Annotated in this window: 28 protein-coding genes; 7 read left to right on the forward strand and 21 right to left on the reverse strand. The window is 67.7% G+C overall.

What is annotated here, in order from left to right:
* Window positions 1-329 precede the first annotated feature (329 nt).
* The gene (locus MUU77_RS04725; protein ID WP_245092140.1) at window positions 330-3,452 is read right to left on the reverse strand and encodes a TonB-dependent receptor; all 3,123 of its coding nucleotides are present in this window, start codon (window positions 3,450-3,452) and stop codon (window positions 330-332) included.
* Here MUU77_RS04725 and MUU77_RS04730 point away from each other — a divergent pair.
* The 3 genes from MUU77_RS04730 to MUU77_RS04740 all read left to right on the forward strand — a co-directional run bounded on the left by MUU77_RS04730 (window position 3,451) and on the right by MUU77_RS04740 (window position 5,190).
* Window positions 3,451-3,594, forward strand: coding sequence for a hypothetical protein (locus MUU77_RS04730; protein WP_245092142.1), 144 nt, complete (start codon window positions 3,451-3,453; stop codon window positions 3,592-3,594). The genes MUU77_RS04725 and MUU77_RS04730 overlap by 2 nt on opposite strands.
* Before the next feature lie 628 nt (window positions 3,595-4,222).
* Window positions 4,223-4,666 (forward strand): hypothetical protein, encoded by a 444-nt coding sequence (locus MUU77_RS04735; RefSeq protein WP_245092144.1) that lies wholly within the window; start codon window positions 4,223-4,225, stop codon window positions 4,664-4,666.
* A 2-nt stretch (window positions 4,667-4,668) separates the two neighbouring features.
* Window positions 4,669-5,190, forward strand: a complete 522-nt coding sequence (locus MUU77_RS04740) for a hypothetical protein (RefSeq protein WP_245092146.1) — start codon at window positions 4,669-4,671, stop codon at window positions 5,188-5,190.
* A gap of 115 nt (window positions 5,191-5,305) precedes the next feature.
* Here the strand turns inward: MUU77_RS04740 and MUU77_RS04745 are convergent, their stop codons facing one another.
* Both MUU77_RS04745 and MUU77_RS04750 read right to left on the reverse strand, forming a co-directional pair.
* On the reverse strand, window positions 5,306-6,820 hold the full coding sequence (locus tag MUU77_RS04745) for an acetyl-CoA hydrolase/transferase family protein (RefSeq protein WP_245092148.1): 1,515 nt from the start codon (window positions 6,818-6,820) through the stop codon (window positions 5,306-5,308).
* A 93-nt stretch (window positions 6,821-6,913) separates the two neighbouring features.
* A complete protein-coding gene (locus tag MUU77_RS04750) occupies window positions 6,914-7,459 on the reverse strand; it encodes a DNA-3-methyladenine glycosylase I (protein ID WP_245092150.1) in 546 nt (181 codons plus the stop codon).
* A 99-nt stretch (window positions 7,460-7,558) separates the two neighbouring features.
* Here MUU77_RS04750 and MUU77_RS04755 point away from each other — a divergent pair, with 99 nt between their 5' ends.
* From MUU77_RS04755 to MUU77_RS04765, 3 genes are all read left to right on the forward strand, one after another.
* Window positions 7,559-8,125, forward strand: a complete 567-nt coding sequence (locus tag MUU77_RS04755; protein WP_245092152.1) for a YqgE/AlgH family protein — start codon at window positions 7,559-7,561, stop codon at window positions 8,123-8,125.
* 82 nt (window positions 8,126-8,207) lie between these two features.
* Window positions 8,208-8,657, forward strand: a complete 450-nt coding sequence (gene ruvX, locus MUU77_RS04760) for a Holliday junction resolvase RuvX (protein WP_245092154.1) — start codon at window positions 8,208-8,210, stop codon at window positions 8,655-8,657.
* Between the two features lie 20 nt (window positions 8,658-8,677).
* Window positions 8,678-9,622: an aspartate carbamoyltransferase catalytic subunit gene (locus MUU77_RS04765; protein WP_245092156.1), complete on the forward strand. Its 945-nt coding sequence runs from the start codon at window positions 8,678-8,680 to the stop codon at window positions 9,620-9,622.
* Between the two features lie 138 nt (window positions 9,623-9,760).
* On the opposite strand, the gene MUU77_RS04770 is transcribed toward MUU77_RS04765, so the two are convergent.
* The 18 genes from MUU77_RS04770 to MUU77_RS04855 form a co-directional block, all read right to left on the reverse strand.
* A complete protein-coding gene (locus MUU77_RS04770) occupies window positions 9,761-11,311 on the reverse strand; it encodes a GGDEF domain-containing protein (protein WP_245094239.1) in 1,551 nt (516 codons plus the stop codon).
* Between the two features lie 156 nt (window positions 11,312-11,467).
* Complete coding sequence (locus MUU77_RS04775) at window positions 11,468-11,746, reverse strand: hypothetical protein (RefSeq protein WP_245092158.1); 279 nt, start codon at window positions 11,744-11,746, stop codon at window positions 11,468-11,470.
* Window position 11,747: 1 nt separating this feature from the next.
* Window positions 11,748-12,554, reverse strand: coding sequence for a prolyl oligopeptidase family serine peptidase (locus MUU77_RS04780; protein WP_245092160.1), 807 nt, complete (start codon window positions 12,552-12,554; stop codon window positions 11,748-11,750).
* Between the two features lie 49 nt (window positions 12,555-12,603).
* Window positions 12,604-12,924, reverse strand: coding sequence for a DUF1294 domain-containing protein (locus MUU77_RS04785; RefSeq protein WP_245092162.1), 321 nt, complete (start codon window positions 12,922-12,924; stop codon window positions 12,604-12,606).
* 50 nt (window positions 12,925-12,974) lie between these two features.
* Window positions 12,975-13,253, reverse strand: a complete 279-nt coding sequence (locus MUU77_RS04790; RefSeq protein WP_245092164.1) for a hypothetical protein — start codon at window positions 13,251-13,253, stop codon at window positions 12,975-12,977.
* Between the two features lie 48 nt (window positions 13,254-13,301).
* On the reverse strand, window positions 13,302-14,663 hold the full coding sequence (mgtE, locus tag MUU77_RS04795; protein WP_245092166.1) for a magnesium transporter: 1,362 nt from the start codon (window positions 14,661-14,663) through the stop codon (window positions 13,302-13,304).
* Between the two features lie 216 nt (window positions 14,664-14,879).
* Window positions 14,880-16,601, reverse strand: coding sequence for a phosphoenolpyruvate--protein phosphotransferase (gene ptsP / locus MUU77_RS04800; protein WP_245092168.1), 1,722 nt, complete (start codon window positions 16,599-16,601; stop codon window positions 14,880-14,882).
* Window positions 16,601-16,870: an HPr family phosphocarrier protein gene (locus tag MUU77_RS04805; RefSeq protein ID WP_245092170.1), complete on the reverse strand. Its 270-nt coding sequence runs from the start codon at window positions 16,868-16,870 to the stop codon at window positions 16,601-16,603. Before MUU77_RS04805 ends, ptsP begins: the two co-directional genes overlap by 1 nt.
* Entirely contained in the window at window positions 16,863-17,255 is a 393-nt protein-coding gene (locus tag MUU77_RS04810) for a PTS fructose IIA subunit family protein (RefSeq protein WP_245092172.1), read from the reverse strand. Before MUU77_RS04810 ends, MUU77_RS04805 begins: the two co-directional genes overlap by 8 nt.
* Before the next feature lie 167 nt (window positions 17,256-17,422).
* Entirely contained in the window at window positions 17,423-18,343 is a 921-nt protein-coding gene (gene rapZ / locus MUU77_RS04815) for an RNase adapter RapZ (RefSeq protein WP_245092174.1), read from the reverse strand.
* Complete coding sequence (gene hprK, locus MUU77_RS04820; protein WP_245092176.1) at window positions 18,340-19,290, reverse strand: HPr(Ser) kinase/phosphatase; 951 nt, start codon at window positions 19,288-19,290, stop codon at window positions 18,340-18,342. The genes rapZ and hprK overlap by 4 nt, the downstream gene beginning before the upstream one ends.
* Before the next feature lie 150 nt (window positions 19,291-19,440).
* Window positions 19,441-19,761: a ribosome-associated translation inhibitor RaiA gene (gene raiA / locus MUU77_RS04825; RefSeq protein WP_245092178.1), complete on the reverse strand. Its 321-nt coding sequence runs from the start codon at window positions 19,759-19,761 to the stop codon at window positions 19,441-19,443.
* Between the two features lie 273 nt (window positions 19,762-20,034).
* Window positions 20,035-21,501, reverse strand: coding sequence for an RNA polymerase factor sigma-54 (locus tag MUU77_RS04830; protein WP_245092180.1), 1,467 nt, complete (start codon window positions 21,499-21,501; stop codon window positions 20,035-20,037).
* A 45-nt stretch (window positions 21,502-21,546) separates the two neighbouring features.
* Complete coding sequence (lptB, locus tag MUU77_RS04835) at window positions 21,547-22,266, reverse strand: LPS export ABC transporter ATP-binding protein (RefSeq protein ID WP_245092182.1); 720 nt, start codon at window positions 22,264-22,266, stop codon at window positions 21,547-21,549.
* On the reverse strand, window positions 22,266-22,778 hold the full coding sequence (gene lptA, locus MUU77_RS04840; RefSeq protein WP_245092184.1) for a lipopolysaccharide transport periplasmic protein LptA: 513 nt from the start codon (window positions 22,776-22,778) through the stop codon (window positions 22,266-22,268). Before lptA ends, lptB begins: the two co-directional genes overlap by 1 nt.
* Window positions 22,756-23,319, reverse strand: coding sequence for an LPS export ABC transporter periplasmic protein LptC (gene lptC, locus MUU77_RS04845; protein ID WP_245092186.1), 564 nt, complete (start codon window positions 23,317-23,319; stop codon window positions 22,756-22,758). The genes lptA and lptC overlap by 23 nt, the downstream gene beginning before the upstream one ends.
* Window positions 23,316-23,861 carry an HAD hydrolase family protein gene (locus MUU77_RS04850; RefSeq protein ID WP_245092188.1) on the reverse strand — a complete coding sequence of 182 codons (546 nt, stop codon included), beginning with the start codon at window positions 23,859-23,861 and terminating at the stop codon, window positions 23,316-23,318. The genes lptC and MUU77_RS04850 overlap by 4 nt, the downstream gene beginning before the upstream one ends.
* A 60-nt stretch (window positions 23,862-23,921) precedes the next feature.
* Window positions 23,922-24,926 (reverse strand): KpsF/GutQ family sugar-phosphate isomerase, encoded by a 1,005-nt coding sequence (locus MUU77_RS04855; RefSeq protein ID WP_245092197.1) that lies wholly within the window; start codon window positions 24,924-24,926, stop codon window positions 23,922-23,924.
* Between the two features lie 53 nt (window positions 24,927-24,979).
* Here MUU77_RS04855 and MUU77_RS04860 point away from each other — a divergent pair, with 53 nt between their 5' ends.
* Window positions 24,980-25,219: a BolA family protein gene (locus tag MUU77_RS04860; RefSeq protein WP_245092199.1), complete on the forward strand. Its 240-nt coding sequence runs from the start codon at window positions 24,980-24,982 to the stop codon at window positions 25,217-25,219.
* Window positions 25,220-25,278: the final 59 nt, after the last annotated feature.

Here is a 25,278-nt window from a genome sequence, read left to right on the forward strand (position 1 = left end):
GTCACACGGAAAGGGGCGGGCGACCGCCCCTTTTTCGTTGGGGGCAAGGCCTGGGCTCTTTTCTGGTTCTACACTGGCCATGCGCTTTACCGGCAGGCTGGCGGACAAGCGGCTGAACCGGGGATGCTTGCGCAGCCGCGCCGAAGCAAAGCCGTTGACGCGGGCTTGCCCGAAGCCCGCCGTGGAGATTTGAGGCTCACCGCTTTCCATCGCGAAGTTGGTAACGCTATGACTTGCGCGACGCGGTGTTTCCACCTTCCTCCTGGCCGATAAAGAACCGGCCTTCTTGCGAAGGCCGGTTCGGATGCCGGTCCAGCCAGACGTGCGGCTTACCAGTCGTATCTCGCGGACAGCTGCACGTACCGCGGAGAGGTATAGCTTTGCGGCAGCATGTAGGCGTTGTCCACCACGTAAGGGTCGCTTTCGCTGTACGAGTAGTACGACGTCGGCACAACCTCGTTGAACAGATTGAACACCTGCATGCTGACAGCCAGCTTCTTGTCCAGGAAGGCCGGCCTGTAGGTCACCGCCACGTCGTAGCGATGGGTCCACGGCGTGCGCGCCTTGCCCGACCGGTACGCCTCGCCGAAGCAGGTGTGGTAGCTGCCGCCGTAACCGATCGGGTCGGCCTCTGACGAAGTCTCGTCGATGCTGCCGTCCGGATTGTAGTAACCGAAGCAGCTGAGCGGTGCGCCGGAAGCGATGCTCACGTTGGCGCTGAGCAGCCACTCCGGGGTGATGGCGTAGGAGAGACGCGCCTTGAACTGGTGCTTGCGGTCGTTGGCCAGGTAGCCGTCGGCATACTGCATGATCTGCCATGCATCGAAGTTCTGGCTGGTGGCCACGCCGTTGTCGTGCGCGTTGGAGCCTTGGCCGGTATCCGAGTTGGCCGGACCTTCCGAGTTGCCGTGCGACTTGCTCCAGGTGTAGTCGAAGCGGGCTTCCCACTTGCCATCCCACGGCCGCTCCAGGAACAGGTCCAGCGACGAGTAGTTGCGCTTCAGGCTGCCCATGCCCAGAGCGGCCGAGGAGATCGTGACCTTCTTGTACGCCCCATCGACGTTCGAGTAGGTGCCGTCGCCATTGTCCGTCACCTGCTGGAAGGCGTAGGTGTTGCTGCTACCGGGATTGAACATGTAGCAGTAGGAAGAGCTGTAGAGATTGCCACCGGAGTCCGAGCTGATGAAGGCGGCGCGGCTGTAGTCGTAGTCCTGGACTTCCATGCCAGCGGCCTCCAGCATGGTGTACGGATCGCAGACGTCGTCGATCGCCGACTTGAGTTCGCGCCGGGTCAGCTTGGCGCCCATCGTCCAGCTTTCGCCTATCCTGGACTCGAAGCCCAGCGAGAATTCGTCCTGGTACTGGGACTCGATGTCTTCGGGAACGTAGGTCAGCGGATCCTTCGGCGTGCCGAGCTCGCCGTTGGACGACACCGGTCCGGCCGCTACGTCCGAACCGATGCCATTGATCGCGGTCAGGCCGGTCGGCGTGCCGTCCTCGGCAATGCCGGTATAGGTGTAGTACTCGCGCGTATAGGTCGAAGCGCCGACGCCCCGGATGGCTACGGCGTTCGGCATGTTGAGGAAGTAACGGCCGGCGTTGCCGAACACCTTGAAGCTGGAGTCGCCGTTCACGTCCCAGGCGAAACCCAGGCGCGGTTGCCACTGGGTGCCGCTGTCCACGAACTTCTGCCCGGTATCGCTGAAGTTCTTGAACGTGTCGGCGCGCAGGCCCAGCGACACCAGGAAGTTGTCGGTGAGCTGCCACTTGTCTTCCAGGTACATGGCTTTCTGCTCGTTCCTCATGCTGGTGGTATCGAAGTACTTCATCTGATACACGTAGTAGCCGCAGTTGGTGGAGGAGCCATTCGCATTGGCCTGGTTGGGGGTGCCGTTGCAGGCCCTTTCCACGGTCCCGGTGGAGCCGACCCCCAGTGCGCTGCTGGCGTTGGCCACGTTGCTGCTCGCCTTGCCATAGACCCAACGGTCCGCGACCTGGCTGGTCCCCTCGTTCTTCCCTTCCAGCTCGGTGTTGTCGATGCCGGCGGTCAGCGTGTGGTCGCCCAGTACCCATTCCAGCTCCAGGCGCAGGCCGTCGGTGTAGTCGCTGGTTTCGTTGGTGGCGCGGTACGTCGATTGCGTGTTGGTGATCGGGCTGCCCCCGGTGATGGCGGGGTTCTGGCTGCCGGTGCCACCGAGGCTGGGGGAGCCGGTCAAGTAGGGGTCGGTGTCGTAGCGGTTGCGCGACCTGCCGTAGGTGCCGCTGAGGGTCAGGGTGTCGGTCAGGTAGCCGGTGTACTTGAGGACCGAGAACTCGGTGTTGTTGCGGGTCGCCGTGCCCGGCTGCAGGTATTCGCCGAAGGCGTACGAGTCCCAGTCATAACGGTAGTCGTCCCTGCTCGACTCGTACTTCTCGGCCACATAGGTGTATTCCAGCAAGTGGTTGTCGGTGATGTTCCAGTTCAACTTGGCGTAGAGCTTGGGATCGCTCGATTCGCCCTTGCTGCCGGTGGTCGCAAAACCGACCTCCGGATTGCCGCCCGGGCTGGTGCTTTCTTCCTCGGTGGTCTCGGCCGACAGGAACAGGAACAGCCTGTCCTTGATGATCGGGCCGCCCAGGTACCCGCTGTAGACGTTGCTCCACGACACGCGGTCCTTGCCGCTGTCGTACTTGGCCCCGGCCAGATCCGGGTTGGCGTACTGATAGCCATCCGGTAGGGCGCCCGAGATGTAGTAGCGGTCCGGGCGTTCTTCGGTGAGGCGCTTCGGCGTCCATATCACCTGGCCGCCGAAGTGCCACTCGTTGCTGCCGCTCTTGCCGATCTGGCTGATGACGCCACCGCTGGAGCGACCATACTTGGCGCCATAGCCGCCCGTGTAGGTTTCCTGCTGTTCGATGGACCCGTACGGCAGGGAGAAACCGCCGATATTGGTCATCGGGTTGCCGGAGAAGAAACCATTCAGGTAGTAGGCATTCTCGGCGACGCTGGAGCCGCCGAAGGAGACCTGTTTGCCGAAGTAGCTGCCATTGCCGGTGACGGCGCCGGGCGCGAGCAGGGCGATGGCTTCGGCCGACCGGGCCATCGGCAGGCGCTGCAGTTGTTCGGCCGTCACCACGGTGCGCGTATCGGTCGCCTTCACGTCGATGACCTGCACGCCTGCCCCCATCACCGTGACCGTTTCCAGTTCGGTGGGATCGCTGCCGAACGGAACGTAGGCGCCCGTGCCCACGGTGACGGTGATGTCGCGCTTGCCTACCCCCTGCGCTTCGACCGTGTAAACGCCCACCGGCAACGAACTGACGTTGTAGCGGCCGGACGCGTCCGCGGTAATCGTGCGGCTGAGGCCGCTCTTGTTCGAAACGACGACCGTGGTGCCGGCCGGAGCGGTGCCGTAGATGTTGCCCGTGGTGCTTTGCGCCTGGACCGTTCCGTGCAGGAGGCACGTCCCCATGACGGCCGCCAGCAACTTGCGCTTCAGGCCACGCTTCGATCGCGACGCCGGGATGCCGGAGCCGCTGATATGGATTCGCAAAAATGACATTACGTCGTTACCCCCAAATGTTGACGATGGCTGGACCCGGCTGCTCGCATGAGTACGTGCTCATGCGGCGAGCCTTATCCAATTCCTAACATGGGGTTTCGGGCGCAATATGGCGCTGACGAAGTGTTCCATGTCAGTCCATGTCAGCGCCGACATATGTGAGTCGAGGACGGAGCCTTGGAGTGGAAGTGCGACGTCCACGCATGGCTATCGCGTGCAGACCGCCGCTGATGCGATGCGGATGTTCCTCAACGACGATTCCGACATCGTGGCGGGCACGCCGGCCTGGATATGGGGGTCGTTGGTCAGCGCGCGGCCATTGGCAGTCGAGTGTCCGCTGAAGTGCTGCATCTGCAGTTCGAGAATTCAAGCAGGCTCGACGTTCCGCGGTTTTGAGTAACACGGCGACTTGGAGTCCAATTTCCAACGAGACGGAGATCGGGCGCGAAGAAATGCTTCCAAAGAGCGGATGATAGGCTTCCTGCGTGAGGTCGAAGCGGCCATGCCGGTGTCGACCTGTTGAAGGGCGCGATGATCTGTCGATAGTGAAGCGGCCCGTCGACATGTCCGTTCTCGTGGTTAACGGACTTTGCAGTTTCAGTTGGTGCGGCTCAGCGGAGAAGATGAGACTCCCGCAAGTGCATCGTGCGATGGTTGCGATGTGATGGTGGGGTCAATCCATGCGCCAGCTACTAGTTAGGGCGTGGGCGGAGCCGTTCGTTGGAGACGTCATCGGCATCGGCATTCTGGTCTATACGGCCGGTGAAATTGGCTACGAGATCTACCAGGCAAATCAGCAGTCGACACCCGAAGAGGCTGTCAAAGGGGCTGTCGACGGGATCAGAGAAGGAAAGTCGCCGGTAGCTGGGAAGGCCGGCGAAAGAGGTGAGCTGCAAGGAGACGCAGGGGCGGGGGATGCTGACTGGGAAACTCTAAACAACATCCCGGGCGCGGAGGCAAATGGTCCCAACAACATCAAGCTTCCGGACGGCAGTACCGCCAACAGGCATACGAGTACCAGGCCTTATAGTGATGGTCCTCCAGCCGGAACTGACACCATCAAGCACTATCCGAAAGACAGCAATGTCCCATCTACCACCATTCGCTATCCGGAAAGGAACTAGTTGTGACGGCGCGCGTAGAAAACTTCATTCGCAGCAATCTCTCTCCATCCCTGCCTCCGGCCAATCCGCTTCTCAGAAGAGATTGGATTGGCATGGCATTCGATAGAAATCTTTATGAACTCTTCGCGCCTCAGGCTGTCTGGGAGGCATGGCTAAAGCGTCATATTGATCTTTTTCCAGGGAATGCTTCGATAGAGGTTGTTCTTGAACGCGAGATCGCACGTGATTCAGAGGTGCACAGCTTGAGTCCGAGTTTGGATTCTCTGCGTGAATTCTGGAGGTCCAATAACAACTTTCTGAATGATCACTATGTCTTCTCGGAATCTGGGGCTTGGATCGTTAGGCTTGATCAGGATGTGACGCTGTTCACCGGCGAGCAATCTTTCGTCAGCCATGTGTTGATCGACTTGGGGGGGGCTGAAAGGGTCCTTAGTCTGATGGAATCTGACTTCTCGCCTGATGAGTCCGACTCTGTGGGTCTCAAGGGGTACTTGAACAGCTTGTTACGCCGAACTTCTGGTTGATGGCCGAAAGTCGCCAGCGAAATGGGTTGAATCGCCCCGGGTTCACTAGCCATCCCCCACGCCGTACGTTATGGCGATCACGCCGAGTGTTGAATGGCCAGGGCAGGCGGGCGACTCAGCCCTTCATGCTGCCTGTATCCAACCACCGCTGATGCCACGACAACGCTTTCGGCAGCAGGTGCGGGGTGTGCTTGCCGTAGCTGTGCTGCAGGGCGCGGTCGAAATAGTCCTGCAGCGCGTCGCGATAGTCGGGATGGACGCAGTTGGCGATCAGCGTGTGCGCGCGTTGCTTGGGCGTCAGGCCGCGCAGGTCGGCCAGGCCCTGTTCGGTGACGATCACCGACACGTCGTGCTCGGTGTGGTCCACATGGCTGACCATCGGCACCAGCGCCGAGATGCTGCCGCCCTTGGCGGTGCTGGGGCTGAGGAACACCGACATGAAGCCGTTGCGGGCGAAGTCGCCCGAGCCGCCGATACCGTTCTGGATGCGGCTGCCCATCACGTGGGTGGAATTGACGTTGCCGTACAGATCGGCCTCGATCATGCCGTTCATGCCGATGCAGCCGAGCCGGCGCACCAGTTCCGGATGGTTCGACATTTCCTGCGTGCGCATGATGATGCGCTCGCGGTAGAAGGCGATGTCGCGCTTGAACGCCTCGTTGGCGGCCGGGCTGAGTGCGAAGCCGGTGCAGGACGCGACGTCCAGCACGCCTTCGCGCAGCAGGTCGAGCATGCCGTCCTGGATGACCTCGGTGAATGCGGTCAGGCCGCGGAAACCGCTCTTGGCCAGTCCCGCCAGCACGGCATTGGGAATGTTGCCCACGCCGGACTGCAGCGGCAACAGGGTGGGCGGCAGGCGGCCGAGGGCGACTTCGTGCTTGAGGAATTCGATCAGATGGCCGGCGATGCGCTCGCTGGTGGCGTCGATGGGCGTGAACGGGCTGTTGCGGTCCGGCCCATGCGTGCGCACCACGGCGACGATCTTGTCCGGATCGCAGCGCAGGGTGGTGTCGCCGATGCGGTCGTGCACGTGCTCCATCGGGATGGGGCGGCGGTGCGGCGGCAGCGCGGTGCCGTAGTAGATGTCGTGCATGCCCTCCATGCCGGCGGGCTGCCAGTCGTTGACCTCCACGATGACCTTGCTCGCCAGGTCCAGCCAGGTCTTGTTGTTGCCGATCGAAGTGGAGGGCACCAGCGTGCCGTCCTCGCGGATGGCGGAGACTTCCACCACCGCGGTGTCGATGGGGCCGTAGAAGCCGAACCACACGTGTTGTGCCACGTGGCTCAGGTGGATGTCGATGTAGTCCAGCGTGCCGTCGTTGATGCGCTTGCGTGCGTCCGGATCGCTCTGGAACGGCATGCGCAGGGCGATGGCGTCGGCCTTGGCCAGGGCGCCATCCAGCTCCGGCGCGGTGGAGGCGCCGGTCATCAGCTTGATCTGGAACGGCTGGCCCGCGCCATGCGCCTGCTCGATGCGCGCGGCCAGGGCCAGCGGCACCGCCTTGGGGTAACCGGAACCGGTGAAGCCGCTCATGGCCACCGTCTCGCCGGGCTGGATCAGGGCGGCGGCGTGGTCGGCATCGACCACGCGGTCGCGCAGGCCGGCGTGGCGGATTCGGTCTTCTTGCATGGCAGGGGCTTCCGGCAAACGAAACGGCAATTATCGCGCGCGGCGACGGTGTCGCAGGATACGACCATCGTGGCACCCGGCGATTGCGCCGGATCAATGCCCGGCGGCGGCCATCCACGGCGGACGCTGCCGCGCGGCGCGGCGGTAGGCCGGGCAGTCCTGGCGGTGCGCGCCGGGCAGATAGCCCAGGCTCATCAGGAACTCGCCGGTGATCTCGCCACCGGTGAAGCGGAAGGTCTTCTTGAACAGCTTCACCCACTCCGTCTTCGGCAAGGGGTGGTGCGCGTCCAGCCAGGCCGAGAAGCCGCCGTGGCTCGCGCGCAGCTGCCGGATGACCCCGGCGTTGTGGATGGCCGCCTCCACCTTCAGGCGGTTGCGGATGATGCCGGGGTCGGCCAGCAGGCGGGCGCGGTCCCGCTCGCCGTAGCGGGCCACGCGGTCCACGTCGAAGCCGCTGTAGGCGGCGCGGAACCCTTCGCGCTTGCGCAGCATGGTTTCCCAGCTCAGGCCGGCCTGGTTGATTTCCAGCAGCAGGCGCTCGAACAGGGCCGCCTCCTCGCGCTGGGGGAAGCCGTACTCGTGGTCGTGGTAGGGGCCATGCAGCGGATGGCCGGGGGCGATGTCGCAATAGCCAGACATGGGGCGTGCCGAGGGGAGGTCGCGCGATTCTAGGGCCGGTTGCGGACAGCGTGTGCCCTCACCGGCGCGGGCCGCGCGGGCACGGGCTAGAATGGCGGCATGCAAGACGCCGCCACCCCCCTGGCCAACCAGCTGCTGATCGCCTCGCCGGCGCTGTCCGATCCCAATTTCTCGCGCAGCGTCACCCTGATCTGCCAGCACGACGACGACGGCGCCATGGGCGTGGTCGTCAATCGCGCGTCGGAATACACGCTGGGCGAAGTGCTGCGGCAGATGAACCTGGCTTCGCACGACCCGCGCCTGCAGGAGCAGGTGGTGCTGGCCGGCGGTCCGGTGCATCCGGAGCGCGGTTTCGTGCTGCACGACAGCGCGCATGCGTGGGAGTCCACGCTGGAAGTCGCCGAGGGCCTGTTCCTGACCACCTCGCGCGACATCCTGGAGGCGATGGCCGCAGGCGAAGGCCCCGCGCATGCCGTGGTGGCCCTGGGTTGCGCCGGCTGGGGCGCCGGCCAGCTGGAATACGAACTGGGCGAAAACAGCTGGCTGACCGCGCCGGCCGATGCCGAACTGCTGTTCGCGGTGCCGCTGGAACAGCGCTGGCAGGCCGCCGGCCAGCGGATCGGCGTGGACATGACCCGCCTGACGGATTACAGCGGCCACGCATGAGCGCGCCCCGCCGCCCGCAGACGTGGTTTCCACGGCCGTCGGCGGAACATGGCGTGCACGGGATCGAACGGAGGCAGCAGGCATGAAGCTGGACGGCACCGTACTGGGATTCGACGTGGGCGCCCGCCGCATCGGCGTGGCCGTGGGCAGCGCGTTCGGCACCGGCGCACGCGCGCTGGCCGTCGTCGACGTGCATGGCCATGGGCCGGACTGGCCCGCCATCGACAGGCTGCACGCCGAATGGAAGCCCGACGGCCTGGTGGTGGGCGACCCGATGACGCTCGAGGGCGGCGACCAGCCGATCCGCAAGCGCGCCCACGCCTTCGCCCGCGAACTGCGCGCGCGCTACCACCTGCCGGTGGTGCTGGTGGACGAACGCACCAGCTCGGTCGAGGCGGCGCAACGCTTCGCCCTGGATCGCGCGGAAGGGCGCAAGCGCCGCCGCGATGCGGCCGCACTGGATGCCGTGGCGGCCGCCGTCATCATCGAACGCTGGCTGGCCGCACCGCAGGACGCGACCCAGCTGACCTGACTCCTCCCTGACCTCACTCCATGACCCCACAACTCGATTCCGATGGACGCCTGCGCCACCTGCTGACCCTCGACGGGCTGCCGCGCGAGACCCTGTGCCGCCTGATCGACCGCGCCGGCCAGATCCGCGACGCCGCACTGGGCCGCACGCCACGGCGGCAGGCGCTGGACGGCACCACCGTGTGCACGCTGTTCTTCGAGCCGTCCACGCGCACCCGCAGCTCGTTCCACATCGCCGCGCAGCGGCTGGGGGCGGACGTGCTGAACTTCGACGCGTCCACCTCGTCCACGCGCAAGGGCGAGACGGCGCGCGACACGCTGCGCAACCTGGAGGCGATGGGCGTGCGCGGCTTCATCGTCCGCCACGCCGAGGACGGCGCCGTCGCCGCGCTGGCGGCCGAAGCGGGCGAGGGCACCGCGCTGGTCAATGCCGGCGATGGCCGCAGTGCGCACCCGACGCAGGGCCTGCTGGACATGATGACCATCCGCCAGGCCAAGGGCGCGGATTTCTCGCGGCTGAAGATCCTGATGGTCGGCGACGTGAAGCACTCGCGCGTGGCGCGCTCGGACCTGCATGCGCTGCGCACCCTGGGCGCGGGCGTGATCCGCGTGTGCGGGCCGCAGTCGCTGCTGCCCGACGACGGCACGCTGTCGGGGTGCGAGCTTGGACAGGACTTCGACGCGATGCTCGACGGTGTCGACGTGGTGATGATGCTGCGCCTGCAGCGCGAGCGCATGGAAGAAGGTCTGATCGCGTCGCTGGAGGAATACCACCGCGGCTACGGGCTGACCACGGCGCGCCTGGCGCGCGCGGCGAAGGATGCGGTGGTGCTGCACCCGGGTCCGATCAACCGCGGCGTGGAGATCACCGACGAGGTGGCCGACGGTCCGCAGTCGCTGGTGCTGCGCCAGGTCAGCAACGGCGTCGCCATCCGCATGGCGGTGCTGGAGATGCTGCTGGGCTGAGCCCGGGTGTTCGCGGCGGCTTTTCGCGATCCGGCCGCGCACTCCCGCACCCGTGCCAGGGAAACCCCGGAATGACGGTGCCGGGGCCGAGGGCGAAGCGGCAACCCACGCCTGCCTGTGCGCATCCCCGCCTGATGCTCACTCCGGCGCCGCCACCACCCGGTTCTTGCCGGCCTGCTTGGCCTGGTACATGGCCCGGTCGGCGCGCGCCAGCAGCTCGTCCTGCGATTCGCCCGGCAACCAGCGCGCCACGCCCGCACTGAAGGTCACCAGGATGCCCCGGCCCTCGTGCAGCAGCGGCGAATGGGCCAGGCGCGCGCGCAGGCGTTCCAGCGTGCCGGTCGCCTCCAGGAAGCTGGTGTCCGGCAGCAGCAGCACGAATTCCTCGCCGCCGAAGCGCGCGACGGCATCGCTGGCGCGCAGGGTGGCGCGCGCCATGGCCACCACGTGGCACAGCGCGGCATCGCCGCCCAGGTGGCCGTGCGCGGCGTTGATGTGGCGGAAGTCGTCCAGGTCCAGCAGCGCCAGGCTCAGGGTCTGGCCGCTGCGCAGCGCGCGGACCGATTCGCGCTTGAACAGATCGTCGAAGCCGCGCCGGTTCAGCGCTTCGGTCAGCTGGTCCACGCGCACCAGTGCCGAGACCGACTGCAGTTCTTCCTCGAGGTTGGCGACGCGCCGCTCGGCGGCTTCCACCTCGCGCCGGGCCTCCAGCAGGCTGTCGCGCGCGCGCAGGGCCTGCGCCTGCACCCGCGCGGTGTCGTCCAGGATGTCCTCCATCCGCTTGCCCAGCTCGGCGATGCTGCGGCTTTCACGCACGGCCTGGGCATGGAAGCTGATGCGGTCGTGGTATTGGCCGGTGCTGCTGGCCATGCCGTCCAGCCGCTCCACGAAGGTCACCATCATCTCCTTCATCGAGGCCTTGGATTCGGCCAGGCCCTGCTTCAGCAGGCCCTGCTTGTAGATCACCTCGCGCAGTCCGGCGCGGGTCTGTTCCAGCGCCGTGCGGTCCAAGGGGCCGGCCAGCAGCTGCCGCACCGCGCCGATCTGGTCCTGCAGCCAGCTGCCATCCTCGATCAGCTCACCCACGTTCTCCAGCAGCAGGTCGAACAGGCTGCGCATCAGTTCCTGCGCATCGTTCACCTCGTGCGTGCGCAGGCCGACGAGGCGGCAGAGCTCCTTGAGGTCGCCACCCAGCCCGTCCAGCGGCTGCGCCGGCTGCCACTGGCGCACGCGGTCGGCCAGCGCATGGGCCTGCGGCAGCAGGATGGCGTCGTCGCGCAGCAGGTGTTCGATGCCGCCGGCCAGCACGTGGTGCAGCAGGTCGCGCAGCTGCTCGGCCTCGCCGGACAGCGGTTCGTCCTGGATCGTGCGGATGTACTTGTCGATCAGTTGCCGCAGGGCACGGCCATAGCGCGGCCAGTCGCCGTCGGCATGGGCCGATTGCAGGCGCTCGCCCATGCCCTGCAGCTCGCCGGGCAGGCCTGCTATGCCGTCCGCGAACGCGGACAGCAGGGGGCCGGGTTCCTCCGCGTGCGCGAACAGGGCCTGCAGCTGCGCGCCGCTGATCGCCGGCCGCGAGCGGGCGCCGCTGGTCGTGGCCAGGTCGCGCGAGGTGGACGCGGCGGCCTCGCGCCGACGCGACCAGAACCGGCGCAGGCCGCCAGGAATACCGGAGTTGTCGTCGGCCACGTCAGCCATACCAGTCGCTCGCACGGCCATGGGCGGGTGCCCACCGGCCACCAGGGGATGCCGGGTTATCGGCCGCAGGAGGCGCGGGTTGAGGGGCATTGGCGTGCGCAGGCCGGACAATGCCGGATGCGCAGCGCAGCACGTGCCGGCGCCGGATCAGTCCGTCGCGGGAGGAAAGCGGACCCGGGCTTCCTCGAGGATGGCCAGGTGGGCTTGGGCCTCCTGGTGGCCGGCCCCGGCGGCGGCGCGGACCTGTTCCAGCGTCGGATGGGACACGATCAGCAGCAGGTTGCCGCACTGGCTGCAGGCGTAGTCGGTGACCGCGTCGTGCAGCTCCATGGCCATGGTGCGGCTGTCGCCCTGCCAGCCGCAGGGGCACGACAGCGTCCGCTCGCGCCAGTCCGCGGCGAAGTAGTCGGCGACCAGTTCCGCCACGTCAGCGGTCCCGGCGCTGGGCGAACAGCCAGTCCCACATCGGGGCGTAGGCGTAGGTGGCGTCCCAGCTGTTGTGGTTGGCGTCGGGGAACTCGGTGTAGCGCGCGTCGCGTGCGCCGGCCGCCTTCAGCGCGGCGTCCATGCGGCGCGACTGGGATGGCGGCACCACATCGTCCTTGCCGCCATGGAAGATCCACACCGGCACGTCCTTCAGGCGCTGCGCGGCCGCGGCGAAGGGATCGGCGGCACCGGCGACGCTGTGCACGTTCATGCTGGAACGCTCGCGCCCCCAGTCCACGGTGATGCCCCCGCACACCGGCACCAGCGCGGCGAAGCGGCTGGGCTGCTGCAGCGCCAGTTCCCACGTGCCATAGCCGCCCATCGACATGCCGGTCAGCGACACGCGGTCCGGATCGCCATCGAATTCGCGCAGCGCGGCATCCAGCGTGGCGAAGGCGATGGGGCCGGCGGTCTGCGTCCATTCGGTGTCTTCCGGCGCCTGTGGAAACACCACCAGCCCCGGGAATGTGTCGGCGTGCCGGCGCAGGTACGGGCCCAGGCCCGCCATCGTCTGCTTCACGCCATCGCTGCCGCGCTCGCCGGAACCGTTGAGGAACAGCACCACCGGCGGTCTGCCGCGGCGGAAGCGCGCGGCGGGAACGAATACCTGGTAACGGTAGGTCTTGCCTTCCAGCACGACCTCGCGCGGGACGAATTCGCCGGTCGGGTTCATCGTGGGTGTCGTGGTGCAGGCGGTCATCAGGATCAGCAGCAGGGACACGAAAGCGAGGCGAAGGGGAAAGCGCATGGCGACAGGCATCCGGTGACGACGACGCGGGCAGGATACCGCCTTGCGCTCACCCGCGTGTCCACCACCACGCCGCCAGCGCCGTGCAGTGCAGCATCGCCATCGCCCGGAACGCCCTGCGGTAGGCCGGCTTGCGCGACTTGTGACGGAGCCGCTGCTGCGCGATCCAGGCGCCGGGCCAGCCGCCCGCAAGTTCCAGCAGGTGCAGGGTGGATTCGCGCGTGCGCCGGCGACCGGTCTGCGCCGCATGCTTGTCCAGCGCATAGGCGACGAAGGTGATCACCGACAGGACCAGCGGCACGAATGCCGCTTGCAGCGGGAGCCGCTCGGTGCGGACGGCCCAGGAGAGGAGCAGCCCATAGGCGATCATCGCCGCCGCGCCCGCCACTGGAGATGCGGAATTGTGCGCGCGCCCGTGTTTCAAGACGGAAGCGGGTAGGGCTCGGTCGGGAGGTTGACCGTGATCGGTCGCGCCAATCCGAACCCCAACACGATCATCCCGGCCACATAGGTCAGCAGGGCGGTCCTGCTTCCCCGCAGATGGAGCACTCCGAACAGGATCAGGGTGGGCGGCATGAAAAGTCCGGCGAAGCCCCACAACACATGGGTACGGAATGCGTTGCGCAGCAGCCAGACCCAGCCGGTGAGCAGCAGGAAGATGGCGCTGCAGATCAGGATCAGGTGCAGGTTCAGTTGCATGGGCGAAGCCTTCCTTGAATCGTGGTGGGCAGAGGTGAAGCGCAGCGGTCAGTGCAGCAGGATCAGCGTGGCCAGACCCAGGAAGCAGAAGAAGCCCATCACGTCGGTCACCGCGGTGACCACGACGGTGCCGGCGACGGCGGGGTCGATGTTCATGCGCTTGAGCAGCAGCGGCAGCAGCACGCCGGCGGTGGCGGCGGCGCAGAAGTTCAGCACCAGCGCCATCGCGATGACCAGCGACAGCATGGGACTGCGGAACCAGACGAACGCGATCACGCCGACGATGCCGCCGATCAGCACGCCGTTGATCAGCGCCACGCGCAGTTCCTTCCACCACAGGATGCCGGCGTTACTCGACCCCACCTGGCCCAGGGCCAGGCCGCGCACCATCAGCGTCAGCACCTGCACCGCCGCGTTGCCGCCGATGCCGGCCACGATGGGCATCAGCACGGCCAGGGCGACGATCTTCTCCAGCGTCACTTCGAACTGGCCGATCACGCTGGCCGCCATGAACGCGGTGAACAGGTTGATGCCCAGCCACACCACGCGGCCGCGCACGGCGCGCTTGACCGGCGAGAACAGGTCCTCGTCCTCGTCCAGGCCGGCGGCGCCCAGCGCCTGGTGCTCGGCCTGCTCGCGGATGATGTCCACCACGTCGTCGATGGTGATGCGGCCTAGCAGGATGTTGTTGTCGTCCACCACGGGCGCGGAGACCCAGTCGTGGTCGGAGAACTGGCGCGCCACTTCCTGCGCGCTCTCGCCCACGTCGATGGCCGGCTGCTCGTCGTCGATCAGCCGGTTGATGGGCGTGGTGTCCTCGTGCGTGACCAGCGCGGCCAGCGGCACGCGGCCCAGGTACTGGTGGCGGCGGCTGACCACGTACAGGTGGTCGGTGTGGTCCGGCAGTTCGCCGCGCAGGCGCAGGTAGCGCAGCACCACGTCGACGTTGACGTCGGCGCGCACGGTGACCACGTCCGGATTCATCAGGCGGCCGGCGGTGTCCTCCGGGTACGAGAGCACCTGCTCCAGGCGCTCGCGGTTCTCGCGGTCCATCGACTTGAGGACTTCGTCGATGACGGTGTCGGGCAGGTCCTCCACCAGGTCGGCCAGGTCGTCGATGTCCAGGTCTTCGACGGCGGCGACGATCTCGTCGGTGTCCATGTCCGCCAGCAGGCTTTCGCGCACCTCGTCGCCGACGTGCACCAGCACTTCGCCGTCGTCCTCGGGATCGACCAGGCCCCAGACGACTTCGCGCTTGCCCGGCGGCAGCGATTCCAGCAGGTTGCCGATCTCCGCGGGCGACAAGGTGTTGACCAGCCGGCGCACGGGCCCCAGCCGACCGCTGTCGAGCGCGTCGGAGAGCAGGCGCAGCTGGCGTGCGGTCTTGTCGTGGCGGATGGTCTCGACCATTCGGTACTCCGGAATGGGGCCGATCCGTCAGGCGGATGCGACCGGGGCATCAGGCGTTCATGCCGCCATTATCGCCCGGGCTGCGATTTATGGACACCCCGTACCGCCGCCGTACGAGATCCCGCGCGTTTGTAGGAGCGCCCCATGGGCGCGATGCTTTTCGCAAAAAATCCGAAGCAACAGCATCGCGCCCATGGGGCGCTCCTGCAGAGAGGGTCAGATGGGTGTGGCGGCCTTGAGCCAGCGCTCGATGCCTGCACGGTCGCGCGCCTGCAGCAGTTTCGCCGCACGGGCCTGCAGGTCCGACAGGTCGCTGTCGCGGATCGCCCTGCGCAGTTCCAGCAGGGTCGCCGGGTGCAGGCTGAACTCGCGCAGGCCCAGCGCCAGCAGCATCGGCGCGAGGGTGGCATCGCCGGCCATCTCGCCGCACATCGCCACCGGCACCTTGTGCTCGGCGCCGATGCCGATGACATGGCGGAGCAGGCGCAGCACGCCGGGGTGCAACGGCGAATAGAGTTCGCCCAGCGCCTCGTTGTTGCGGTCCGCCGCCAGCAGGTACTGCACCAGGTCGTTGGTGCCGATGGACACGAAGTCCACCACGTCCACGAAGCCGTGGAAGGCGATCGCGGCCGCGGGCACTTCGATCATCGCGCCCAGTTGGACATGCCCGGCGATCTCGTGGCCCTGCTTGCGCAGCTGCAGCCCCGCACGGCGCAGGCGGCGGCGCACTTCCAGCAGTTCCTCGCGGCCGCTGACCATCGGCACCAGGATGCGCACGGGGCCGTAGGCCGAGGCCCGCAGGATGGCGCGCAGCTGGGTGTCGAAGACGTCGGCATGCGCCAGCGACAGGCGCACGCCGCGCACGCCCAGCGCAGGATTGTCCTCGTCACCGATGGCCAGGCCGGTGCGGTCGGCCTTGTCCGCGCCCAGGTCCAGCGTGCGGATCGTCACCGGCCGCCCGCTCATGCCCAGCGCCAGGTCGCGGTAGACCTGGAACTGCTCGTCCTCGCCCGGCAGCTCGCGCCGCTGCAGGAACAGGAATTCCGTGCGGTACAGGCCCACGCCCGCCGCGCCCAGGGCATGGGCCTTGGCCACATCCTCCAGCGACTCGGCATTGGCCCACAGCGCCACGTCGACCCCGTCGCGGGTGCGGCTGGGTTTGGAGCGCAGGCGGCCCAGTTCGCGCGCCTCGCGCGCGGCATCGCGCAGGCGCTCGCGGTAGCGGCGAAGATCGGCCGGATCGGGGTTGACCACGACCTCGCCGGTGCTGCCGTCCACCAGCAACACGTCGCCGTCGTTGACGCGCTGCAGGGCCTGCGCGTTGCCCACCACCAGCGGCAGGTGCAGGCTGCGCGCCAGGATGGCGCTGTGCGAGAGGGCGCTGCCGGCGGCGGTGACCACGGCGACGACGCCCTGTTGCTGGAGTTCCGCCAGTTCGGAGGGCGCCACGTTGTCGCTGACCAGGATCTCGCCGGCCACGCCCGGGGTGCCTTCCGCACGCTGGTGCAGGTGCGCATGGATCCGCCCGATCACATGGTCCAGGTCGTCCATGCGGCTCTTGAGGTAGGCATCGTCCATGCCGTCGAACACCGCGGCCAGACGATCGCGCTGCAGCCTGAGGGCGTAGTCGGCGGTGTAGCGGCCGGCGCGGATCAGCTCATCCAGGCCGTGCAGCAGTTCGGGGTCGTCCAGCAGCAGGGCATGCAGGTCGAGGAATTCACCGACTTCCTTGGCCAACGCGCCATGCAGGCGGGCGCGCAGGCTGTGCATCTCGCGGCGGGTGGCGTCGACGGCGTCGTGCAGCCGGGCCAGTTCGTCGTCGATCTGGTCCTGGCGGATGCGCTGTTCGGCAACATCCAGGACATGCGGCAGCCGCACCCGGGCACGTCCCAGCGCGCTGCCGCGCGATGCCCCGTGGCCCGGCAGCAGCGCCCGCATCAGGCGTCCTCGTCGAATCGTCGCTCGAACAGCGAGGCGACTTCCTGCATCGCCGCGGCTTCGTCCTCGCCCTCGATGCGGACGATCACCGGCGTGCCCTGTCCGGCCGCCAGCAGCATGACGCCCATGATGCTCTTGGCGTTCACCTCGCGGCCCTTGGCCGCCAGCGTGGCGTTGCAGCGGAAACCGGACAGCGTCTGCACCAGCTTGGCGGTGGCGCGCGCATGCAGGCCCAGGCGGTTGGAAATGGTGAGTTCGCGCTCAAGCATCGTCGTGAATGACTCCATTGCGTGCGCCGGCGGCGGCGGTCGCCGGCAGTTCGTCCAGTCCCTGTTCCGAATAGTTCATCACCCGCAGCAGCATCGGCAGGCTCAGCGCCGACACGCGCCGCACCGGCGTGCCCAGACGGGCCAGCCTGCCCGCCAGATTGCTGGGGCTGGCGCCGTACAGGTCGGTCAGCACCAGCACGCCATCGCCGCCATCCACGCGCCGCAGCGCGGCCGAAGCCTGCGGCAGCAGCGCCTCCAGGTCGGCGTCGAACGGCACCTCGAAGGCCTCCGCCTTCAGGGGCAGTTGCCGCAGCAGTGCCGTGGCGACGGCGAGGATCGCCGCACCCACGCCGGGATGAGTCACAAGAAGAATGCCACAGGCCATGCCGGAACGTTAACAGACCGGCATGACGCGCTGGAAGCGGCGTGAGTGGAACGGTCAGGGTGGCCGGCGGCCCTGCCCGGCCCCGGGGAGCGGAGCGTGCTGCGCTGCTTGTCTGCCGGGGCTCCGGACAGCATCAGCCGGGCAGGCCCGGCTCGACGAAGCCGGGGTCAGTCCAATTCCCGATGGAAGGTGGCGACTTCTTCCCAGCCCTGTTCGCGCGCGTGCCGGGCCAGGGTTTCCGCCAGGTACACGGAGCGGTGCTTGCCGCCGGTGCAGCCGAAGGCGATGGTCACGTAACTGCGGGTCTCGCCGCGCAGCCGCGGCAGCCAGGTGTCCAGGAAGCCGCTGACCTGGCCGACGTACTCGGCGACCTCCGGCTGGGCGTCGAGGAAGGCACGCACCTTCGGGTCGCGGCCGGCGTAGGGACGCAACTCCGGGTTCCAGTGCGGGTTGGGCAGCACCCGGGCGTCGAACACGAAGTCGGCATCCGCCGGCACACCGCGCTTGTAGGCGAAGGATTCGAACAGCAGCGACAGCTGGGTGCCCTTGTTGAAGGCGAACTCGGCGATGATCCGGCGCCGCAGCTGGTGCACGTTGAGCTGGCTGGTGTCGATGACGACGTCGGCTTCCGCGCGCAGCGGCGCGATGATGGCGCGTTCCTGCCGGATGGCCTCCTGCAGCGACAGTCCGCCATGGCCCAGCGGGTGGCGCCGGCGGGTGTCGGAATAGCGCCGCAGCAATACCTCGTCGCTGGCATCGAAGAAGATCAGCCGGCCTTCCAGCCCGAGCTGGGCCAGCGCCGCGCGCCACTGCGCCAGCTTGGACAGGTCGCTGTGGCGGCTGCGCACGTCGATGCCCACGGCGATCTTGGGCGGCAGTTCGTCCTCGCGCATCAGGCTGCGCACGAACGAGGGCAGCAGATCCACCGGCAGGTTGTCGACGCAGTAATAGTCCAGGTCCTCGAAGGTCTTCAGGGCCACCGACTTGCCCGAGCCGGACAGGCCGCTGACGATGACGACCGTGGGTGCGGGCGGGGCCGGCGTGCCGTTGTCCTCGTCTGTGACCTGCGGGGCGGTCGGACCGATCATGGCGCGCTGCGCTCGAGCAGGTTGCTGTGGCGTGCGATGAACATCGCGGCCGGATCGATGCCCTTGGTGCGCAGGATGTGCAGGCGGGTGGCGGCCTCGGTCAGCACGGCCAGGTTGCGGCCGGGCATCACCGGCAGGGTGATCAGCGGCACATCCAGGTCCAGCACGTGGCGGGTGCCCGAATCGCCGGTCAGCCGCTCGTAGCCGTGCGGATTGGGTTCGGTCATCGGCCGGGTCAGGTGCACGATCAGGCGCAGGTACTTGTTCTTCTTCACCGCGGTGTCGCCGAACATCTCGCGCACATTCAATACGCCCAGCCCGCGCACTTCCAGCAGGTCCTGCAGCAGTTCGGGACAGGTGCCGTCCAGCACGTCGGGCGCGATCTGGGTGAACTCGGGCGCGTCGTCGGCGACCAGGCGGTGGCCGCGGCTCAGCAGCTCCAGCGCCAGTTCGCTCTTGCCGGACCCGGCCTCGCCGGTGATCAGCACGCCGATCGAGTAGATCTCCATGAAGACGCCGTGCAGCGTCACCCGCGGCGCCAGCGTGCGCGCGAGGTGGTAGGAGAGGTGGTTGAGCAGTTCGTGGCCGCGCTTGGGTGATGCCCACAGCGGGGTATCGTTCTCGTTGGCGGCTTCGCGCAGGTCTTCGGGGCACGACTGGTTCTTGCTGATCACCAGCGCCAGCGGCTTGGCCTGCACGATCTTCTCGATGGTTTCCCAGCGCTGGCGCGAGTCCAGCGAGTCCAGCCAGGTCAGTTCCTCGGTCCCGAGGATCTGCACCTTGTTGGGATAGACGGCATTGAGGTAGCCGGCCAGGGACGGACGCCGCGACACGGTATCGCCGGATTCCAGCACGCGCCTCTCGCCCTTCTGTCCCGCCAGCCAGCGCAGGGCCAGCTTGTCCTTCTGCTGGTCGAACAGTTCACGGGCGGTGATGCTGGTGTTCATCATGCGGAAGCGGCCGGCGGGAAGGGAGATGCCGGCCCGGAAGGCGGCACAGGCCAGTGTAATGGCCCGTTCGCGGCCGCGCGAGGCATGCATCCCGGCCGTGGGGCCGCCCCGCGGTGCGGAGCGGCCTGGCGGGTACGCCCGGCGGTATCAGCCGATGAGTTCTCCGCGCGCGCCTGTGCGCTGCACGTCGGTGCGCTTTTCCTTGTGCTTGACCAGCAGGCGGTCGAGCTTGTCGGCCAGGACGTCGATGGCGGCATACATGGTGGGCGCGCCAGCATCGGCATGAAGGGTGCGGCCGGCGACATTGATCGTGGCTTCGGCCAGGTAGTCGGGCTTGCGGGTACCCAGCTGCGTACGGACCTCGAAGGGTTGGTCGAAGTGGCGTTCCAGCCGCTTCAGCTTGGTTTCGACGTATTCGCGCAGGGCGGGGGTGACTTCGATTTCGTGGCCGTAAGTCTCGATACGCATGTGTGCCTCCTTCGGGTCGGTAGAACCGCGCATTCGCGCGGAAAGCGTGCCAGTAATGACAACGCGGCAGGGGTCTGGGTTCCGGAGTGCTCCTTGTGCCGGTGGCGATGGCAGACGGGTGCTGCATGACAAAGATGGACCCGGGCGCGGCAACTATCAACCGGCGCACGCGTCTTTTTAACGCGGTGGCGCGGAGGTGTTAGGAAAGCGTTCTGCGCACATGGAACGTGGTCACGCTTCGCGTCCCGTCGCGTTGCTGTGCAGGCCGGGCGTTCAGGCGATCCGTACGCGTTCGTGCGAAGACAGGATGTTCAGCGCCTCGCGGTACTTGGCCACGGTGCGCCGTGCCACCGGGATGCCGGAGGCCTTCAGCAGGTCGGCCAGTTTCGCGTCGGACAACGGCTTGCGCGGGTTCTCGTTTTCCACCAGCCGCCGGATCATGGCCTGGATGGCGGTACTGGAGGCTTCGCCGCCGCCTTCGGTGTCGATGCCCGAGGCGAAGAAGGCGCGCATGGGCAGGGTGCCCCGCGGTGTCCTGACGTACTTGCGCGCGATGGCGCGCGAGACCGTCGATTCGTGCAGGCCGACCTCCTCGGCGACATCCCGCAGCGTGAGCGGACGCAGCGCCTGTTCGCCGAACTCGAGGAACCCGGCCTGCTGGTGCAGCAGGCAGCGCATCACCTTGAGCAGCGTCTCGCCGCGCGCCTCGACGCTCTTGAGCAGCCAGCGGGCTTCCTGCAACTGGGCCCTGAGGTAGCCGGCATCGCTGTCGCCGCACTGGCGGATCATCTGCTCGTAGCCGCGATGGATGGTGATGCGGGGCAGGGTGTTGCCGGCCAGCGCCGCGCGCCACACGCCGCGCTGGCGCCAGACCACGCAGTCGGGCACCACGTAGGTGTCGTGCGAGAGATCGCCGACCTGTGCGCCGGGCTTGGGGTCGAGCGTGCGCAGCAGGTGCACGGCTTCTTCCACTTCGGCGACGGGCCGTTTCAGTTCCTGGGCGATGCCGTCCACGCCGCTGCGGGGAAGACGCTCCAGCGCCGTCCCGGCGATCTTCAGCGCCAGCGACCTGCCCGGCGTGTCCTCGCCGAGTACGGACAATTGCAGCTGCAGGCATTCGCCCAGCGAACGTGCGGCCACGCCGACCGGATCGAAGCGCTGTACCTGGTGCAGCACGACCAGGATGTCCTCTTCCGCGGCTTCGATCTCCGGCCGCAGGGCCTGGGCTATCCCGGACAGCGGTTCGCGCAGGTAGCCGTCGTCTTCCAGCGCGTCGATCAGCGCGGCGCCTATGCGGCGGTCGCGCGCCGACAGGTGCGACAGGTGCAGCTGCCACAGCAGGTGGCCGTGCAGCGTATCGGCTTCGGCGACGCGCTCGGCGGGGCTGCCGCCGTCTTCGTCGTCGAACGATCCTCCACTGCCGGAGGATGTCCACGGGCCGTCGTCCGGCGACCAGTCGTCGGGTTCGCCGGCGGCGACCCGTTCGTGGTCCCGTTCGTCCTGGGCCTGCGTCCGTTCCTCACGCGGTTCGTCTCCCGGAGGGCGCTCGTCGTCGGCACCGCGCTGCGGGCCCGCATCCTGGCCGGGTTCGCTCCAGTCCAGCAGGGGATTGGTTTCCACCGCCTCGGTCAGCTCGATCTCGAGTTCGGCGGTGGACATCTGCAGCAGCCGGATGGCCTGACGCAGCTGCGGCGTCATGACCAGATGCTGTCCCAGCGATGTCTGCAGGCGTGGCTTCATTCCCGACCTTGGAAACCCGTAGGCGGCCAATGCCGCCGACGGGGATCACAGGCGGAAGGTTTCGCCCAGATACACCCGGCGTACGTCCGGATTGGCCAGCAACGCGTCCGGGGCCCCCTGCGCCAGAACGCTACCGGCATTGAGGATATACGCCCGGTCGCAGATTCCCAAGGTTTCGCGCACGTTGTGGTCGGTGATCAGCACGCCGATGCCGCGATCCTTGAGGTGTTTCACGATGCGCTGGATCTCGCCGACCGAGATCGGATCGACGCCGGCGAAGGGTTCGTCCAGCAGCATCAGGCGCGGGCGGGCGGCGAGGGCGCGGGCGATCTCCACGCGCCGGCGCTCGCCGCCGGACAGGCTGGCGCCCAGTTGGTCGGCCACGTGGGTGACCTGCAGTTCGTCCAGCAGCGAGGCCAGCTCGCGCTCGATGCCGGCGCTGTCCAGGTCCTCGCGCAGTTCCAGCACCAGGCGGATGTTGTCGGCCACGCTGAGCTTGCGGAACACCGAGGGCTCCTGCGGCAGGTAACCCACGCCGAGCTTGGCGCGCTGGTACATCGGCTGGGCGGTGATGTCCTGGCCGTCCAGCTCGATCGTGCCCGCGTCGGCGGCCACCAGGCCGACGATCATGTAGAAGCAGGTGGTCTTGCCGGCGCCGTTGGGGCCCAGCAGGCCGACCACTTCGCCCGGCTGCAGGCTCAGGCCGAAGTCGGCGACGACCTCGCGCTGCTTGTAGCGCTTGCGCAGTCCCTTCGCGGTCAGCATCAGTTCTTGCCCTGTGCCGGCTGCGCGGACTTGGGCGGAATGACGGTGCGCACGCGCGATCCGTCGCCGCCGCTTTCCACGTTGCCGGACTTCAGGTTGTAGGTCATGCGCTGACCGCTGTTGGAGCCGCGCGCTGTCTTGACGGTGTAGTTGCCGGTCATGGTCAGCGTTTCCTTGCGCAGGTCGTAGTCGACCGTATCGGCGGTGGCGTCCATCCAGGTGCCGTCATCCAGCTGCTGCCGCAACTTGACCTGCTTGCCCGTGAACACCGCCCGCGCGATCTCGCCGTCCGCCATGTAGACATCGGCGGCAGCGGACTGGATCTGCAGGCTGCCCTGGGTGATGACCACGCCTTGGGAGAGCACCGTCTTGCCATTGCCCTGCAGGTTGCCGTTGGAGTGGCCGGCATCGATGGTGGTGGCCTGGTTGCGGTCGCTGGACTTGGCAAAGGCGACCGTGGCGGGCGCCAGGGCCAGCAGCAGGGCGATGCTAACGAGCAGTGCGCGGTTCATAGGTCGATTTCACCTGGGATTTGAAAATGTAGTCCTTGGTCTTGAGGTTCGTCTCGAAACCAATGCCGCTCAGTCTAGAGCCTGGCTGGGTGAGGGTCACCCGCTCGTCGCTGGTGGCGAGGTCGCGGTCGGGATAGACGTTCAGCGACTGGGTCCTGAAGTGGATCTGCTGTGCGCCGCCCTGGGGCGGTATGCCATGGACATCGCCACGCAGGCGCATTTCCTCGCCCTTGGCGCTCAGCCAGCCGGTCTTGGAGCGCAGTTCCCACGAGCGGCCCTGCTCTTCCGGCAGCAGGAACAGCGGGGTGGTGATGGTGTAGGTCTGGTCCTGGGGATTGCGTTCCATCAGCGGGGCGCGTACCGCCACCGCCTCCTTGCCCTGGCTGTTGAGCGCGATCATCTCGAAGTCGCGCATCACGTAGTCGGAGCGGTCCACCAGCACGCGGTCCGGCGACGGGATGTCGCGGTTCTTCCAGGCCGACCAGCCGCTGACGATCGCGGCCAGCAGGAGGACCAGACCGAGGATGGCGCGCCAGCTCATGCCACGCCCCCTTCGAAGACCGGTGCGTGGCCCTGTGCGCCCAGCAGCAGGTCGCAGGCCTCGCGGGCGGCGCCCAGGCCGGCGGGCCGGCGGGTCCGCCAGTGCGCGCGCCGGGCGGTCCAGGGATGCGCATCCGCCGGCGCGATGGCCAGTCCCACCGCATCGAACGGCGGCACGTCCGGCAGGTCGTCGCCCATGAAGGCCACCTCGTCCAGCCCGATCGCCAGCGTCGCGCACAGCTCGCGCACCTTGCCCAGCTTGTCCTTGACGCCGGTGAACACCTGGACGCCCAGTTCGCGGCCGCGCGCCACCGCCACGGTGCCGCCACGCGCGGTGATGAAGGCCACCTCGATGCCGGCGCGCTTCAGCAGCACCAGGCCCTGGCCGTCCTGCACGTGGAAGGTCTTCTGTTCGCGTCCTTCGCTGTCCAGGTAGAGGCGCCCGTCGGTCAGCGTGCCGTCCACGTCGAAGCACGCCAGCCGGATGCACGCGGCACGGGCCAGCACGTCGTCGGTCAGGTCGTGGAGGTGGCTCAGGGGCATGGGGACAGGATGGGCGGCGGAAGGAGGAACGGCAAGGATGCGGGGCGGCGAGCCCGGCGGTTACACCACGCGGGCACGCAACAGGTCGTGAATGTTGAGGGCGCCGACCGGGCGCTGTTCATCGTCCACCACGATCAGGCCGCTGATCTTGTGGGTTTCCATCAGGCGCGCGGCCTCCACGGCCAGCTGGTCGGCGCCGATGGTCCTGGGCTGACGCGTCATCACGTCGGCGATGCGCGCCGTGCGCACGTCCAGCGCCGGATTGTCGAGCGTGCGGCGCAGGTCGCCGTCGGTGAAAAGACCGGCCAGGCGACCTTCGGCATCGACGACGGCGGTCATGCCCAGGCGTTTGCGGCTCATCTCCACCAGGGCCTGGCTGAGGGTCGCGCCCGCGTCCACGCGCGGCACGTCGTCGCCGGCATGCATCACGTCGGTGATGTGCAGCAGCAGGCGGCGGCCGAGGCTGCCGGCGGGGTGCGAGCGGGCGAAATCGTCGGCAGTGAAGCCGCGCGCGTCCAGCAAGGCCACGGCCAGCGCATCGCCCATCGCCAGTGAGGCGGTGGTGCTGCTGGTGGGCGCCAGGTCGAGCGGGCAGGCCTCGGCCGGCACGCTGACATCCAGGTGGAAGTCGCTTTCGCGCGCCAGCGTCGACTGCGGTCGGCCGGTCATGGCGATGACGGTGTTGCCCTGGCGCTTGAGCACCGGCAGCAGCATCAGCACTTCGTCCGATTCGCCGGAGTACGAGAGCGCCAGCACCACGTCCGCATCGGTGATCATGCCCAGGTCGCCGTGGCCGGCCTCGCCCGGATGGACGTAGAAGGCGGGTGTTCCCGTCGATGCCAGTGTCGCCGCGATCTTGCGGGCGACATGGCCGGACTTGCCCATGCCGGTGCAGACCACGCGGCCCTGGCCGGCGAGGATGGCCTGGCAGGCGGCCGAGAACGAACCGTCGAGGCGGGCAGCCAGCGCCTCCAGCGCACGCGCCTCGATCTCGATGACCCGACGGCCGCTGGCCGCCAGGCTGGCGGGCGAGACGGGCAGGGTCAGGGAGGAGGGCTGGGGCATGCGGGCGGGACGCCGACGGGTAGAATGGCCGGGTATTTTATTAGGAAAGCCCGTTGGACGCCGAAACCATCCGTAAACTGATCGAATCCGGCCTGCCGGGCGCCCGCGCGGACGTGCAGGGCGACGACGGGGTGCACTTCGAGGCCACGGTGGTGGCCGAGGCCTTCCGCGGCAAGCTGCCGCTGGCCCGCCACCGCATGGTCTACGCCACGCTGGGCGACCTGATGGGCGGCGCGATCCATGCGCTGCAGCTCAAGACCGTCACCCCCGATGAAGCCGGGGGACGGGGCTAGGGAATCGGGTTCGGGGCGCGGCGGCAACGGCGCTTTCCCCGATCCTCGCCCTGTCCCGG

The organism is Pseudoxanthomonas sp. F37 (genome assembly GCF_022965755.1).
In the GTDB taxonomy this organism is placed as follows: domain Bacteria; phylum Pseudomonadota; class Gammaproteobacteria; order Xanthomonadales; family Xanthomonadaceae; genus Pseudoxanthomonas_A.

Bases quoted from the DNA above. Each gene is read 5' to 3' on its own strand.
- MUU77_RS04730 (WP_245092142.1), top strand. From the start codon at position 3,451: ATGACGGCCGCCAGCAACTTGCGCTTCAGGCCACGCTTCGATCGCGAC.
- MUU77_RS04725 (WP_245092140.1), bottom strand. From the start codon at position 3,452: ATGGGGACGTGCCTCCTGCACGGAACGGTCCAGGCGCAAAGCACCACG.
- MUU77_RS04735 (WP_245092144.1), top strand. From the start codon at position 4,223: ATGCGCCAGCTACTAGTTAGGGCGTGGGCGGAGCCGTTCGTTGGAGAC.
- MUU77_RS04745 (WP_245092148.1), bottom strand. From the start codon at position 6,820: ATGCAAGAAGACCGAATCCGCCACGCCGGCCTGCGCGACCGCGTGGTC.
- MUU77_RS04750 (WP_245092150.1), bottom strand. From the start codon at position 7,459: ATGTCTGGCTATTGCGACATCGCCCCCGGCCATCCGCTGCATGGCCCC.
- MUU77_RS04755 (WP_245092152.1), top strand. From the start codon at position 7,559: ATGCAAGACGCCGCCACCCCCCTGGCCAACCAGCTGCTGATCGCCTCG.
- ruvX (WP_245092154.1), top strand. From the start codon at position 8,208: ATGAAGCTGGACGGCACCGTACTGGGATTCGACGTGGGCGCCCGCCGC.
- MUU77_RS04765 (WP_245092156.1), top strand. From the start codon at position 8,678: ATGACCCCACAACTCGATTCCGATGGACGCCTGCGCCACCTGCTGACC.
- MUU77_RS04780 (WP_245092160.1), bottom strand. From the start codon at position 12,554: ATGCGCTTTCCCCTTCGCCTCGCTTTCGTGTCCCTGCTGCTGATCCTG.
- MUU77_RS04785 (WP_245092162.1), bottom strand. From the start codon at position 12,924: ATGATCGCCTATGGGCTGCTCCTCTCCTGGGCCGTCCGCACCGAGCGG.
- MUU77_RS04790 (WP_245092164.1), bottom strand. From the start codon at position 13,253: ATGCAACTGAACCTGCACCTGATCCTGATCTGCAGCGCCATCTTCCTG.
- mgtE (WP_245092166.1), bottom strand. From the start codon at position 14,663: ATGGTCGAGACCATCCGCCACGACAAGACCGCACGCCAGCTGCGCCTG.
- ptsP (WP_245092168.1), bottom strand. From the start codon at position 16,601: ATGCGGGCGCTGCTGCCGGGCCACGGGGCATCGCGCGGCAGCGCGCTG.
- MUU77_RS04805 (WP_245092170.1), bottom strand. From the start codon at position 16,870: ATGCTTGAGCGCGAACTCACCATTTCCAACCGCCTGGGCCTGCATGCG.
- MUU77_RS04810 (WP_245092172.1), bottom strand. From the start codon at position 17,255: ATGGCCTGTGGCATTCTTCTTGTGACTCATCCCGGCGTGGGTGCGGCG.
- rapZ (WP_245092174.1), bottom strand. From the start codon at position 18,343: ATGATCGGTCCGACCGCCCCGCAGGTCACAGACGAGGACAACGGCACG.
- hprK (WP_245092176.1), bottom strand. From the start codon at position 19,290: ATGAACACCAGCATCACCGCCCGTGAACTGTTCGACCAGCAGAAGGAC.
- raiA (WP_245092178.1), bottom strand. From the start codon at position 19,761: ATGCGTATCGAGACTTACGGCCACGAAATCGAAGTCACCCCCGCCCTG.
- MUU77_RS04830 (WP_245092180.1), bottom strand. From the start codon at position 21,501: ATGAAGCCACGCCTGCAGACATCGCTGGGACAGCATCTGGTCATGACG.
- lptB (WP_245092182.1), bottom strand. From the start codon at position 22,266: ATGCTGACCGCGAAGGGACTGCGCAAGCGCTACAAGCAGCGCGAGGTC.
- lptA (WP_245092184.1), bottom strand. From the start codon at position 22,778: ATGAACCGCGCACTGCTCGTTAGCATCGCCCTGCTGCTGGCCCTGGCG.
- lptC (WP_245092186.1), bottom strand. From the start codon at position 23,319: ATGAGCTGGCGCGCCATCCTCGGTCTGGTCCTCCTGCTGGCCGCGATC.
- MUU77_RS04850 (WP_245092188.1), bottom strand. From the start codon at position 23,861: ATGCCCCTGAGCCACCTCCACGACCTGACCGACGACGTGCTGGCCCGT.
- MUU77_RS04855 (WP_245092197.1), bottom strand. From the start codon at position 24,926: ATGCCCCAGCCCTCCTCCCTGACCCTGCCCGTCTCGCCCGCCAGCCTG.